Raw genomic sequence first — 13,251 nt, 5'->3', positions numbered from 1 at the left:
GCTAGGCCTGAGGCGTGCTCGAGCCTGGCGCGTTCGCGGGGGTTTGCGAGACCATGTGGGCGAGTGAGCGTTTGGCGATCAGGCCGATGATGCCGAGGACGAGCAGGCTCAGGACGATGCCGCCGATGATGAGCCAGAGGGGCTTCTTGTCGGCTCCCTCTTCGAGTTGCTGCTGGATGTTTGAGCCGATCCAGACGGCGATGATGGTCCTGGGCGCCATGCCGACGAGCGTGCCCAGCGCGAAGATCCAGAGGCGGACCCTGGTGCTCGCGAGGACGAGATTGGTCATGGCGAAGGGGGAGTTCGGCGGGAGGCGCACGAGCGACACGATCGCGAGGGTCTTGAGCGTCGAGCCGCCGATGAGGGCCGTGCGGACCTGGGCCCAGCGCGGATGCTCCTGGATGACCTTCTCGACACGTTCGGCGGCGGTGGGCTTGCAGATGGCGTAGGCGAGGAGGCTGCCGCCGGTGAATCCGGCGAGGGCGGCGGGGATGCCGACCTTCAGACCAAACGCCCATCCGCCAACGATCGCGGTGGAGTATGTCGGGAGCAGCGCCAGCCCGGCGAAGAGGATGAAGGCCACGATGTATGCCGAGATGCCGGTGGCGCCTTGTTCTTTCAACCACGTGCCGATGGTTTTGAGATACGCGAAGAGAACGATCGATCCGAGGGGTGGAAGGACCAACGCGCCGAGCGCGAGCCAACTGGCCGGTCCGAGTTTCACGATCGTCGCCCAGGCCGATTTCATGGGGGACTGCTCGGCGGGCGACGATTCCGCCGGGTTGGACGCGGCATTCGACGACTGTGTGTGGCTTGTTGATAGCGTGTCGGGATCGGGCACGGCAGAGGGTAGGTCTTCGGCCCGTGTTCGTTGATCTGACCCGACGCCCCGAGCCGTGGGCGCTACCATCTCGCGGTTGATGGATCGTGTGGTGCTCATGGACGGATGAGAATCCGGCCACAGGAGGCTTTTCCGATGCTCCCCAAGCCGCCGCCCCGCGAGGGCTCACTCGGATTTCTGTACATGCCGCCGTATCGGCTCTTTGGCGAATCGATCGCCGGGGAGATCACGTGCCTGCAGGTCCCCGAACTGGACCTTGGGGTGGACATCGGCTCGTGCCCGCGGGCGATGCTGCCCAGCAAGCACCTGGCGATCACGCACGGGCACATGGACCACATCGGCTCGCTCGCGTACTACTGCTCGCAGCGCCGCTTCCAGGGGATGGGCAACGCGAAGATCGTGTGCGACGCTCGGATCGTGCCGGCGATCCACAAGATGATGGCGGGGTTCGTGGACCTCGAGTCGCAGCGCACGCCGTATGAGGTCATCGGGATCGAGCCCGAGCACCACGTCGAGATCAAGAACAACATCATCCTCCGCGGGTTCCCCACCGAGCACACGTGCCCCTCGTTCGGGTATGTCGTGGTCGAGAAGCGCACGAAACTCAAGGAGGAGTTCCACGAACTCCCGCAGGAAAAACTGCGCGAACTGAAGGACCGGGGCGTGGAGATCACGCGGAACCTGGAGATCCCGCAGATCGCCTTCACGGGGGACACCGCGCCGGGCCCGCACCTGGTCCGCGAGGACGTGCGCAAGGCCCAGATCGTGGTCGCCGAGTGCACGTTCTTCGAGCCCGATCACAAGCAACGGGCGAAGATCGGGATGCACATGCACGTGGACGACATCGCCGAGTGGCTGCGCGTGCTCGAGTGCCAGCACCTGGTGATCGTGCACATATCACGCCGGACGGACATCCTGTACGCGCGCAAGCGTCTCGCCGAGGTCGCGGGCCCGAAACTGGCGGCGAAGGTGCTCTTCCTCGCGGACTACAAGGGGAACCGCGAGCGCTATGACCAGCAGCTGCACGAGGCCGAGGCCAAGGAGCGGGCGCGCACGGGGAAGGCCTCGACGACATAGTCCGGGATCGTCCACGGAGTCAAGGCGCGGCGTTGAATTGGAATCTTTGTGGTTGGTGTTGACACGTGTCGCGACACTTAGTACGTTGAGTGGTGCCCGCCGGTGGAAGATCGAGGCGAGGCCGATGGTGTTCAGGAACTGGTGGTTCGAACAACGAGTTTCTCGCGGCGGGTCGTTTCCGGATTATGGGCTTCTCAACGAGAGTTGGGGGTCTGAGTCGATGGGGGCGGCAGCGCGTCGGCGTGGGAGAGGAGTCGGCCGTGACTCGAAGTGGACGATCGAGATCGGCATGGGAGGTCGCGCCGGCACGGGGCGGCGATCGAGGGGTTTTCACGCGGACGCGAGGCCAAAGCCCGATGCGGCCCGCACGAACACCACGGGGAACACGGTCTCACTCCTCCGGGATGAGTGCCCATGACCACGGCGCTCGCGACTGGGTCTGGTGGACATAACCCACCGACATGTCCGTGTTCCTCGTCATGAAGTCTCTTTCGCCTCTTGGTTCCCACGAGTCCCATGACCCAGACCAACGCAAACCTGTTGCGCGACATGCTCGCGCATCTCCGCCGGCATCACCCCACCATGTGCCGCCAGTGGTTCGAGGAGATCGTGCCCCTGGGGATCGATGGGGGGGCGCTCAACCTGCGGGCGGAATCCCCCACACACCAGACGTATCTCAAGACGTCATGCGCCCAGGCGTTCTCCGAGGCGGCGATGGCCGTCACCGGGAACTTCCTGCCCGTGCGCTTCCTCGGGCCCGACGACCCCGCGCCCACAAGCGTGCGGATGAAAGAACGCCCCGCGAAAGTCGGCGTGCTCGTCGGCGCCGGAGCGGGCGTCACGGGCGGCACCGAACGTGGTGTCGTCTCCACGCCCGAGATTGTGGTTTATCAAGGAGGTGTCGCGGGCGATCCAACGAGGCGTCTCGCCCATGAGCCGCCCAAGGCCGGTCGGCCGGCGTGGACGGGGGATGTCGTTCTCATTCCAGACTTCACCTTCGAGAACTACATCGTCGGGCCGGAGAACCGCTTCGCCCACGCCGCCGCGAAGTCCGTCGCCAGCCAGCCCGGCGGGAACTTCAACCCCCTCTTCATCCATGGCGGGGTCGGCCTGGGCAAGACGCACCTGCTCCAGGCGATCTGCCTCGAGATCCTGCGGAAGAAGCCCGACACCGCCGTGGCGTTCCTCTCGTGCGACAACTTCATGACTCAGTTCTTCAGTTGCGTCGAGCAGGGTGACTACACGGCGCTCCGGCATCGATTCCGTGAGGTCGACGTGCTCGTCGTCGACGACATCCACGACCTCAAGGGCAAGGACCGCGCCCAGGAGGAGTTCTTCCACACCTTCAACGAACTCAAGCAGTCGGGCTCGCAGATCGTGCTCTCGTCCGACGCGCCGCCGGACGAGATCCCCGAACTTTCCGACCGCCTGATGAGCCGGTTCAAGCAGGGCGTCGTGGAGCAGATGCATCCGCCCGTGTTCGAGACGCGCGTTGCGATCGTCAAGAGCAAGGCCCGGGTCCGGGGGATCACGATCCCCGACGATGTCGCGTGCCTGATCGCCGAGCGCTGCACGACGAACGTCCGCGAGTTGGAGGGCGCGATCAGCCAGATGCAGATCCACTCGAGCGTGGACGCCCGTCCCATCGACATGATCCTGGCGCGTGAGGCGCTGGGCACGGCCGTCCCCCAGACGGCTCCGAACGTCTCCATCCAGTCGATCTTTGCCGCCGTGACGGACTTTTACGGGCTCAAGAGCAGCGACCTGCAGTCGAAGAAGCGCGAGCGCTCGGTCGTCTTCCCGCGCCAGATCGGGATGTACCTCGCCCGGCGGCACACGCGACTCTCGCTCATCGAGATCGGCGGCTACTTCGGTGGGCGCGACCACACGACCGTTCTCCACGCGAACAAGTCCATCGAGTCGCGCCTGGAGACCGACACGGGCGAACTGCGGGGCGTGATCGCGGAGATCGAGTCCAAGATGGCCCGGGGCGACGAGTAGAACTCGTGCCTTGCATCGATGCGCACATGCCGCTGGCAGGGGTCGCCTCTCCTGGTGCCAGAGCATGTTCATTCTTTCGCAATACTCGCGGTGCGCATACTTGGCCGAACCGACATGCGCGGTGGACAGGCTGTGGATAACGCGCCGGTTGGTGGCATGGGCGCTCGGTGGTTCAATCCGGTCTTTGGTCGGATGTCTCAGAACCGACACGTCGACGGACTCATACGGCCAATGCACACGCGCGAACCGACAGGTTGTTCACTGGTTCTTTTCTCGTAAATGCTTGTTGATGAATAATTTGCACGCGTCGTGTGGCACGAATCCCCAAACCGTGCGCCCTTCTTTTCTACGACGACGAGTTTTCTTTACGTAATCGGGTTCTTCGAGCGCAGGTCTGCCGAGTTTGATCTCCACTGTCATTCACCCGATTGGAGTGTGGATCGGGTGTGGAAGCCGCGGCCAATTGGCGTTCGCACCGGTTGGCAGGTAGGGCAGTAGGTCGTGGTTCGCTGGGCGAGCAGGATCGCCCGCAGGGAGGCCCCACAGGCGACACAGGGCCGCCCGGCACGGGCATAGACGTTGTGGGCCTTCTGGAAGCCGCCCGGACGGCCTGCGGCGTTGGCATAGTCCCGCAGGGTCGTCCCACCCGCCTGGATCGACGCCTCGAGCACGTTCTGGATGGAATCCGCCAGGCGTGCGATCTCAAACGGTCGCAGGGTGGAGACCCGCCGCTTGGGATGGATCCCCGCGAGGAAGAGGGCCTCGTCGGCGTAGATGTTCCCCACGCCGGCGATCACGCTCTGGTCGAGGAGGGCGGCCTTGATCGCCCGGGTTCCTTTGAGGCGCTCGGCCAGGGATGCGGCCGCGACAGTCAGGGCGTCGGGGCCGAGTTCTTGCCATCGTGCCGAGACTGCGGCCAGCGATGAGAGTGTGGTCAGCCCGCCGAATCGGCGCGGGTCACGGAAGAAGAGCGTGGCTGGCCCGCTTGAGGACTTCAGCGACCACACGGCATGGGTGTGTGGCGGAAGATCAACTTCTCCTCCGTACTGCTCGAGCAGACGCAGGTTGCCGCTCATGCCCAGGTGGACCACCAACACCCGTCCATCGCTCGACACGATCGCGAGTTGCTTCCCCTTGCGTTCGAGGCGATCGATCGTTGCGCCCTGGAGCAGGGCTTCCGGTGACGGCGTGCGATCGTGCTCGTCATGGGCGATGTCCGCTCGGCGGAGATCCACGCTGGTGACGCGCGAGCCGCGGAGCGTCGGCTCAAGGGATCTCCGGATGGACTCGACCTCGGGGAGTTCGGGCACGCGGGATTGTTGGACTTGCCGGGTGACTCCTGGCGTTGGCTATCGTTGGGCGTGCGCATCCTTCTCACCAACGACGACGGCATCCGGGCGCCAGGGATCGAGGCGATGCATGACGCGCTGCTCGAATGGGGCAGGTCGTCCTCCACGCCGCTCGAGGTCTTTACTGTGGCGCCGCAGACGGTGCAGTCGGCCTCCGGGCATGGGGTGACGTTTCACACCCCGATCATGGTTCGCGAGGAGCGCGTCTCGGCGAGGATGGTCGGCGTGGCGGTGGATGCGAGGCCCGCGGACTGCGTGAAACTCGCGATCTCCAACATCTGGCCCGAGAAGCACGGCAAGGGTTCGAGGCCGGACCTGGTGATCAGCGGGTTGAACTCGGGGGCGAACTGCGGCATCAACGTGATCTATTCGGGGACGGTGGCGGCGGCCCTCGAAGCGGCGTTTCTGGGCGTGCCGTCGATCGCAATGAGCCTGATGCTCGGCACGGGAAAGCCGCGGTATGACGTGGCGGCGCGCTGGGCGTGCAAGGCCGTCGAGCGGTTGATGTCGGGCGACGTGATGCGCGCGCACGAGTGCGTGAGCGTGAACGTCCCACCGGTCGAGGAGAACGGCGGGGAGTCTCGGATGCCGGGCGTCGTGGTGTGCCCGATGAACACGCACGGGCTCGTGGATCAGTACGAACGGCGTATGAACCCCATCGGCGAGGTGTATTACTGGGCCTCGGGGCACGGGCTGGATTTCCATGGAACCGAGAAGGGGACGGACGTCGACCACCTGTTGCAAGGAAGGATCACGGTCACGCCGTTGATGTACGACCTGACGCGCCACGGCATGCTCGACGAGATGCGCACGCGGCTTGGGACCAAGTGAAAAGGCGGTCGCGTGTTTCCACGCGGCCGCCCGGAGGGAGAAAGAGAGAGCTTGGGTACCGGACTGGAGGGAGCCAATCCGGGATGAGTAGCACATGTAGGCACTAGGGCTATCGGTCGCTCGCCCGTGTGGATCACGCGAATTTTGATGCAAAAAGAAGCGAACCGGGGCGATCCCCCGGTTCGTTTTCGTAGTCGGTTTGGGTATTTCGGCAACGATTGCCGGTGTTCTGTAGGGTCTTGCGCGAACTCGGCTTATCCGAGCAGGGCGCCCAGGTCCTTGACGTGGGTCGAGAGGTTCTTGCGAATCTCATCGATCTTCTCGTTGGTGAGTTTCAACTGCTCGAGCACGGCCGGGTCAAAGGTCGTGTGCAGCAGATCGGCACGGAAGCCCTGGCCTGTGTCGGCGGCGAGGCGGTCGGCGACGTACACGATGCACGAGAGCGTGCGGTTCTCGCTGGGGAGATCCATCGGGCGGTGGTGGTAGCCCGTGACGAAGGCGAAGCTCTTGGGGAACTTCCACTTCTCGCACAGCCCGGCGCCGAAGTCCTGGTGGGTCGCGCCGAAGACTTCCTGCTCGATCGCGAGCATCTCGGTCGCGGGGATGCCCTTGCTGTCGGCGCCGACGCGGCGGAAGACGTCGACGAGTTTGTTGCGGTCGTACTGCATCTCGACCATCAGCCCGATGTCGTGGATCAGGCCGGCGAGGAAGGCCTCGTCGGAGAGGCCCAGCTTCAGCGAGTTGGCGATCATCTTGCACGCGGCGGAGACGATGTTCGAGTGCGTCCAGAGGTCCTTGGCGGAGAAGCCGGGAGTCAGTTCACCACCCTTGAAGAGTTTGGCGAGGCTGGCGGCGATCGCGATGTTCTTGACGGCGTTGAGCCCGAGCATCACGATGGCGCGGTTGATCGAGCCGATCTGCCCGGGGAGTCCGTAGAACGAACTGTTGACAACCTTGAGGATGCGGCTGCAGAGGGCCGGGTCGTTGCTGATGACCTTGTGGAGATCCTGCGCGGTGGACTTGGGATCTTCGACGAGTTCGACGATCCGCATCGTGATCTCGGGGAGCGTGGCGATGTGGCTGATCTCACGGATCGCCGAGGTCACAATCTGTTCACGCTCTTGGGTGAGGACGCTCATTCCATGGCTCCGCGCAAAGGGTTCACCGGACCACCATGGATCGGACGCCGGGCCTCGTGACTTTGGAGAGAGAGGAACGGGGACATCCCCGTGGCGTGGGTGCGGGGCGGTCTGGTCCGTTTGGGTGGAAATGCCGGATCGGAGGCCGTCAACCGCGACAACTCAGATCTATTCGGGTTCTTGGAAACCAAGACGAGCGTCCGAGAAAACTCAATACGCATTGATCTTGCGGAGCAGGCGCGGATCGTGCGGATCAAGGCTCGCAAGCACGTCGGCCAGCCGACGCCCGGCGTGTCCATCGCCATAGGCGTGCGCCAGCGTGGAGAGGTCCAGGGTGCACGCCTTCTCGACCGCGCCGGCCACGCTCGGGGCGGACTCGGTCGCCTGCACGACATTCGCGAACCGTTCCCGGCCTTGCTGGCGCGAGCCGACATCGACGACTCGGACCTTGAGAGCCGCGGCCTCGATGAGGCCGGCGGAACTGTTCCCCACCAGCACACCACCACCCGACATCGTGGCGAGGTGCCTGAGCAACCCGACGAACTTCTCGCGTGGCAGGTGCGAGACGACGCGGACGCGCCCCACCACCCCTTCAACGCTCGCGTGCCCGAGCGCCCGCATGATCCCATCGCGCCCGGGATCGAAGTTCGGATGGAGCGCGAGCACACGCCGACCCTCGAGCCCCTTCAAGACTTCGGCGGCGGCGGCCTCCTCCTGCTCGGCGTGGCGACCCATCGGGTGCATCAGGAAGACCGTGTCGGGCGTGCCGAGTTCTTTGAGCGATTCGGCGTCGAGCATTGGCATCGAGCCCAACTCATCGAGCGAGGGCGAGCCGATGACGTGAACGCGGTGCTCATGCTCACCCATCCTGATGATCCTCTCGGCGGAGGCGGGCGTCGCGGGGAGATGCACGTGCGAGAGTTTCGTGATCGCGTGGCGGAGCGAGTCGTCGGCGACGCCCTCGGCCCGGTCGCCGCCATGGATGTGGGCGACGGCGATCCCCAGGAGCGCCCCCGCGCTGGCCGCGGCGAACGGCTCGATGCGGTCCCCCAGCACGATGATCCAGTCGGGGCGGAGACGATCGAAACTCCGCGCGAAGCGCCCGAGGCCTCGGGCGACGCTCTCGGCGTCCTCGTACCGCCCGGTCCGCCCGGCGATCTGCATGGGGATCGAGTCGGCGATGTCGAACGAGGCCTTCACCTCGCGGAACGTCTCGGCGGGCTGGATCAGGTGTGTGCCCGCGGCGATGACGAGGAGTTCAAGGTCCTTGTGCGCGTCGATCGCGCGCATCACGGGGCGGAGCAGGCCGAACTCGGCGCGCGTGCCGGTGACGACGGCCACGCGTGCGGGGCGCGAGGTGCCGTTCGAGCGACGTGGATTTGGACTTGGCAGATGCTCCGGGCCGATCATGTGGGAAGAGGGTAGCGGCGAGGGTTCGATGGTGGCACCACTCTCCAGAGTGGTGTTCTGTGTTCAACCATCAATGACTCACAGACGGATCTAGCCGTGCTTGTGGGGCAGGCGGCCCGCCTGCCTCTACTTCTTCTACATATCAGCCATCGATGCCACTCAAGGCACACTGGTCTGGAGACCAGTGCCACCAAAGACCATCACACCCTCGGCGAACTCTCCTCCAGCCCCGCGAGCGCGTCCTTGTACTGCTCGCGAAGCGGTTCGACGACTTCCTTCAAGAATCGCTCGGTCTGTTCGACGCTGCGGCCGACGTACTTCATCGGGTCCATGACACCGTCCCAATCAAGTTCGGCCACGAGCGGCCCGCCGCGGGCCTTGGACCAGAAGTTCTTGTCGGCATTGAGGCGGTCGAGCAGGTCGTTGTCCTTCCCCTCCTGCTTGACCCGCAGCCCCGCGGCCTGGGCGTGGACGCGGATGAGTTCGTGGTAGTGCTGGCGGTCGCCGCCGAGTTTCACGCAGGCCATCAGGATGTTCTCGGTGGCCATGAAGGGGAGTTCGGCCATCAGGTTCTTCTTGACCATCGCCTCGTGGACGATGAGGCCGCTCGCGACATTGTGCATGAGGTCGAGGGCGCCGTCGAGAGCGAGGAAGGCCTCGGGGAGCGAGAGGCGACGATTCGAGGAGTCGTCGAGCGTGCGCTCGAGCCACTGCGTGGCGGCGGTGTCGTAGGCGTTGCCGACGAGGTTCATGACGAAGCGTGTCAGGCCACAGATCCGCTCGCAGCGCATCGGGTTGCGCTTGTAGGGCATCGCGGACGAGCCGATCTGCTTGTCCTCGAAGGGCTCGTCGAGTTCCTTGCGGTTGCAGAGGAGGCGGATGTCGGTGGCGATCTTGTGGAGGACAGAGGCTGTGGAGGCGAGGTCGGCGAGGATGAAGGTGTCGACGACGCGGGGGTAGGTTTGGGTAGTCAGCGCGTGTTGACGATCGGTGTCCCACCCGTCAAAGCTCCATCGAGAAGCGTGACCGCTGAAACCAAGCGACTCAAACACCCTCTGTTCAAGGCCGGCAACGACCGAAGATTCTTCTTGCTGGGTCGATCTGGCGACGTCCGCAGCAAGCGCGAGGAAAGATGCTTGGGTTCCCGTTGCGCCACGAAGCCCCTTCGAGTAGTTATAGCGATACGCTGAATCTAGCCGTGAGTAACACAAGCTCAATTCGTACGCCCACTGAGCAATTCGTCGACCGACCGTCAGCGGTTGAGCGGGTTGATAGTGCGTGAAGCCCAAGGTGGGAGTACGTAGGTACACCGCTGATTGCGATGCCATACCGCAGATCAATCGACCTGCTTTCGTGCATATGAGCCCGAGCGAATCTGCGAGGATCAGGCGTTCCGCATTGCACACCACATCCTGGCTCGTCATCCCCAGATGGATAATCCCTTTGGCCTTGGGGCACGAGTCGCCTAGCGCGTGGACATGGGCCATCACGTCGTGCCGCAGCTCCCGCTCATACTTCTCCGCGGCCTTCATCTCCTCGTCGGTGATCCCGCCGGGGCGATTGACGACGGCTCGCAACTCCTCGACCTGCTCCTTCGTCACGGGTAGGCCCAGTTCGTGCTGGGCCTCGGCGACGGCGAGCCAGATCCGCCGCCACGTGTTGAACTTGTGGCGCGGCGACCAGAGGCGGAGCATCTCCTTACTCGCGTTCCGCGAGGCGAGCGGGCTGGTGTACGTGTCGTAGGGTGAGGTCATCGGTGAAGCATACCGGCATGTCCGGCACGCGTGGCACCGCTACCGCCCGCGTCCCTTCAGGCGTCCCATCATCCGCTTCGGCGGGAGTTTCGTCGGCACGATCCCGCCCGGGAACTTGGTCGGGTCCACCGCGTCCTTGGCCACCGGCAGATTCGGCTTCGACGCCTCGATGCGGTTGGTCTTGGGTGTCGCGGGCGGCGGCGGCGTGCTCCCCGCGTCGGCGAGGACGAGCCCCCCTTGCCTTGGGCCCTGGTCGCGCCAGTCCGCGGGCTTTTCCGAGGGCGTGAAGTCGGTGTAGTCCAGTTTCGGGATCTCGGCATTGATGAGCAGTTCGATGCTCGTGAGGAGTTCGCCCTGAGCGGGAGAGACGAAACTCCACGCGATCCCGCCGCGGCCGGCGCGGGCCGTACGGCCGATGCGGTGCACGTACAGGTCCGGATCCTCGGGGAGGTCATAGTTGATGACGTGGCTGATCCCCTCGACGTCGATGCCCCGGCTGGCGAGATCGCTCGCGATGAGCACGCTGAGTTTGCCGCCACGGAGCGCCTTCATCGTCGCGTTGCGCTTGCTCTGCGACATGTCGCCATGGATCGCGTGGGCCTCGATCCCCTTCCTGGTGAGCACGGCGGCGAGATCGTCGACGGTGCGCTTCAGGCGGCAGAAGACGATCGTCAGGTCGGGCTCCTCGTGCGTCAGCAAGTGCACAAGCAACTTCTTCTTGTCCCACGGATTCACGGGGAGGTAGTACTGCTTCACGAGGCTGACCGTGAGCGAGCCGGCGCTCGTCACGATCTTCTCGGGGTCGTGCATATACCGCCGGGCGAGTTTCTCGATGTCGGGCGAGATCGTGGCGGAAACGAAGATCGTCTGGCGTCCGCTGCTCGTCCCATCGGGCTTGGGCAACACCGGCGGGCCGGGCGGGGGGCACAACTCGAGGATCCGGCGGATGTCCTCGCGGAAGCCGATGTCGAGCATGCGATCGACCTCGTCGAGCATCGCGAAGCGGATGTTGCGGAAGTGCAGGACGCCGCGCTGGACCATGTCCATCACGCGTCCCGGCGTGCCGACGACGATCGGCGCGCCCTGCTGCAACCTCTTGGTCTGCGTCGCGATCGACTGCCCGCCATAGACGGTCATGGCGCGGATCGGCGTGTGCTTGCCGAGTTGCTCGATCTCGTCGGTGATCTGGATCGCGAGTTCGCGCGTCGGGGCGAGGACGAGCGCCTGGAAGGGCACGTCCTTGGAGCACATGTGGAGCAGGGGCAGCCCGAACGCCGCGGTCTTGCCCGTGCCGGTCTTGGCTTGGCCGAGGATGTCGCGACCGGTGAGGGCGACGGGGATGAGTTTCGCCTGGATGGCCGTGGGATGGACGAAGCCGGCCTCATCCACACCCTTGAGAACGCTGGAGCGAAGGCCAAGGTCGGCGAAGGTGATGGAGGAGTCGAAGATCTCGTGGGCGCCCTTCGCGGGGCCATTCTCGTTCGAGGGATCATCCTCGGCCGGGGCCCTTTGCTCATCGACGAGCGAGGAGGTCTCGACACTCTCGTCGTTTGGCGATTCGTTCGAGTTGTTGATCTGGGGGTCTTCGTGGGTGGGGTGGTCGTTCATGGAGGTGGGTCGTCAGTGGGGGCCGATGGTTCGTTTCCGACGCAGAGCGGACGATCCGATCGGCGTGACGGGCGCTCGTGCCCGATTTCTCTAATGTCGTGCCCCAGTCCCCAAAGCGGAGCATCCGACAAGGAATCGTAGGTCCAAGGCATGAATGAAGCCCTGGCGCAAGAGCCTCGCGCCCGCTACCCTCACGATTCAAGCCTCAGCAAGAGCACGCACCAGCACCATGGGCAAAAAGACCACCCCAAAGCAAACAACGCCGCGCGCGTCCTCGAGCGCCGCCTCTCGCCAGAAAACGAGCGCCCAGGAGCCGCGCAAACCAGACTTTCACGAGGGCACGAGCCGTGTGTGGGTCGGCGATTGCCGCGAGATTCTCGCGAGCCTCCCCGAGGTCCGGAATCACGACGTCGATCTCATCTTCGCCGATCCGCCCTTCAACTGGAACCGCGCGTACGACCAATGGGACGATCGCCTGCCACGCGAGGAATATCTCGCGTTCACGCGGACATGGCTCGATCTGTGCGTGACGGCTCTTCGCCCGGGCGGGGCGATGTGGGTGAACATCCCCGACGACACCGCCGCCGAGATCGTCGTCCATCTCAAGAGCGTCGGGATGGAGATGGAGAACTGGTGCGTCTGGCACTACCGCTTTGGGCAGAACACCACCGCGCGATTCATCAACAGCAAGGTCCACGCGCTCTACTTCTGCAAGCCCGAGGGCGAGTCAAAGAACCAGAAGCGCACCTTCAATGCCGAGCAGGTGCTCGAGGCGAGCGATCGCGCCTCGACGTACTTCGACCCGCGCACGCTCAACAAGGCCGACGGCATGCCGCCCGGGCAGCGCGTGCCCATGGACGTGTGGTATGGCCCGTATTGGGGGCGCATCCAGGGCAACAACAAGGAACGCCGCGGCTACCACGACAACCAACTCCCCGAGGTCTATCTCGAGCGCGTCATCCTCGCCACGAGCAACAAGGGCGACCTCGTTCTCGATCCGTTCCTCGGCAGCGGCACGACCGGTGTCGTGGCCCACGCGCTCAAGCGCCGATTCATCGGCACGGAGTTCAGCCGCGAGAACGCCACGCTTGCTTTCAACAGGATCACCAAGGTTGGTCCCATCCGCCTGGGCGTGATGCACGGCGCGAGTACCGCCATCCACGCCCCGCGTCGGCCTGTGCCCAAGACATTTCCGGCGACGATGTCCGAAGTCGATTGACGCTCAGCCCTTGAGCACCGGG

General features: G+C 64.7%; 10 protein-coding genes. 4 read left to right on the top strand and 6 right to left on the bottom strand.

The window, feature by feature from the left end; genetic code table 11:
- Position 1 precedes the first annotated feature (1 nt).
- Complete coding sequence (locus IPK69_07835) at positions 2-748, bottom strand: TVP38/TMEM64 family protein (protein QQS07920.1); 747 nt, start codon at positions 746-748, stop codon at positions 2-4.
- Positions 749-976: 228 nt separating this feature from the next.
- Between IPK69_07835 and IPK69_07830 the strand changes: the two genes are divergently transcribed.
- Positions 977-1,918 carry a hypothetical protein gene (locus IPK69_07830; protein QQS07919.1) on the top strand — a complete coding sequence of 314 codons (942 nt, stop codon included), beginning with the start codon at positions 977-979 and terminating at the stop codon, positions 1,916-1,918.
- A 516-nt stretch (positions 1,919-2,434) separates the two neighbouring features.
- Positions 2,435-3,919: a chromosomal replication initiator protein DnaA gene (dnaA, locus tag IPK69_07825; protein ID QQS07918.1), complete on the top strand. Its 1,485-nt coding sequence runs from the start codon at positions 2,435-2,437 to the stop codon at positions 3,917-3,919.
- Between the two features lie 416 nt (positions 3,920-4,335).
- Here the strand turns inward: dnaA and mutM are convergent, their stop codons facing one another.
- Positions 4,336-5,229: a bifunctional DNA-formamidopyrimidine glycosylase/DNA-(apurinic or apyrimidinic site) lyase gene (gene mutM / locus IPK69_07820; GenBank protein QQS07917.1), complete on the bottom strand. Its 894-nt coding sequence runs from the start codon at positions 5,227-5,229 to the stop codon at positions 4,336-4,338.
- A 51-nt stretch (positions 5,230-5,280) separates the two neighbouring features.
- Here mutM and surE point away from each other — a divergent pair, with 51 nt between their 5' ends.
- Complete coding sequence (surE, locus tag IPK69_07815) at positions 5,281-6,099, top strand: 5'/3'-nucleotidase SurE (GenBank protein ID QQS07916.1); 819 nt, start codon at positions 5,281-5,283, stop codon at positions 6,097-6,099.
- A gap of 254 nt (positions 6,100-6,353) precedes the next feature.
- Here surE and IPK69_07810 read toward each other — a convergent pair whose 3' ends face one another.
- From IPK69_07810 to IPK69_07795, 4 genes are all read right to left on the bottom strand, one after another.
- Entirely contained in the window at positions 6,354-7,238 is an 885-nt protein-coding gene (locus tag IPK69_07810) for an HDOD domain-containing protein (GenBank protein QQS07915.1), read from the bottom strand.
- A gap of 210 nt (positions 7,239-7,448) precedes the next feature.
- Complete coding sequence (gene neuC, locus IPK69_07805) at positions 7,449-8,648, bottom strand: UDP-N-acetylglucosamine 2-epimerase (hydrolyzing) (protein QQS07914.1); 1,200 nt, start codon at positions 8,646-8,648, stop codon at positions 7,449-7,451.
- Between the two features lie 200 nt (positions 8,649-8,848).
- Positions 8,849-10,402: an adenylosuccinate lyase gene (locus tag IPK69_07800; GenBank protein ID QQS07913.1), complete on the bottom strand. Its 1,554-nt coding sequence runs from the start codon at positions 10,400-10,402 to the stop codon at positions 8,849-8,851.
- A 39-nt stretch (positions 10,403-10,441) separates the two neighbouring features.
- Entirely contained in the window at positions 10,442-12,010 is a 1,569-nt protein-coding gene (locus IPK69_07795) for a DEAD/DEAH box helicase (protein ID QQS07912.1), read from the bottom strand.
- A gap of 154 nt (positions 12,011-12,164) precedes the next feature.
- On the opposite strand from IPK69_07795, the gene IPK69_07790 reads away from it, so the two are divergent.
- Positions 12,165-13,229, top strand: coding sequence for a site-specific DNA-methyltransferase (locus IPK69_07790; GenBank protein QQS07911.1), 1,065 nt, complete (start codon positions 12,165-12,167; stop codon positions 13,227-13,229).
- Positions 13,230-13,251 lie beyond the last annotated feature (22 nt).

This window comes from Phycisphaerales bacterium (assembly GCA_016699835.1).
Taxonomy (GTDB): domain Bacteria; phylum Planctomycetota; class Phycisphaerae; order Phycisphaerales; family UBA1924.
This window is presented reverse-complemented; position numbering and strand designations above follow the sequence as displayed.